2 protein-coding genes are annotated in these 529 nt (G+C 63.7%); both read right to left on the reverse strand.

Annotated elements, in window-relative coordinates; translation table 11 throughout:
- Positions 1 to 141: IS66 family insertion sequence element accessory protein TnpB (gene tnpB, locus F3089_RS16215; protein WP_151441732.1), on the reverse strand; the 141-nt coding region annotated here is incomplete at its 3' end.
- A complete protein-coding gene (tnpA, locus tag F3089_RS15765) occupies positions 141 to 443 on the reverse strand; it encodes an IS66 family insertion sequence element accessory protein TnpA (protein ID WP_151441733.1) in 303 nt (100 codons plus the stop codon). The genes tnpB and tnpA, both read right to left, overlap by 1 nt.
- Positions 444 to 529 lie beyond the last annotated feature (86 nt).

Here is a 529-nt window from a genome sequence, read left to right on the forward strand (position 1 = left end):
GGCGCCGGTGAACGGGCTGTGCCCGAGCTCCTGCTCGACGATCAGCGCCAGGCCATGGGCCTGCTTGCGAAAATCGACCGGTTCCCGGTACAAGTAAATCTCTGGAAACCGGCGGGACGGGCGTAGATACCGGTGACGCATCACAGTTGGCTCAGCACGGCGCTGAGCAACTCAACGTTGCCAGCATGCAGGCCGGTGATCGACACACCGCTGGGCAACGACACGGTCAATCCATCCGCGGTGTCAGCATCTGCCACCGGCGCGACCCGGGTGAATCCGGGGCCAGTCTGTGACTCGCCCTCGGGCCGCAACTTGCGGCACCAGTAGCGGAACTGGTGGTAGCCGAGCGCGTATTCGCGGCAGAAAGCGGCGCCGGAAAGCCCGGAGTCCGCCCAGTCAGCTAGGGTCTGTTGCCAGAAATGATGGCGCTCGGTGCGGGTCATACCGATTCCTCCAGTGGTTACCAGGATGGAATCAGTGTGATGGGTGCTCAGACCCGGGGGTAGGTGTCGGTTCTCTGGCGCTTACC

This window comes from Halospina sp. K52047b (assembly GCF_008709855.1).
Taxonomy (GTDB): Bacteria; Pseudomonadota; Gammaproteobacteria; order Pseudomonadales; family Oleiphilaceae; genus Halospina; species Halospina utahensis_B.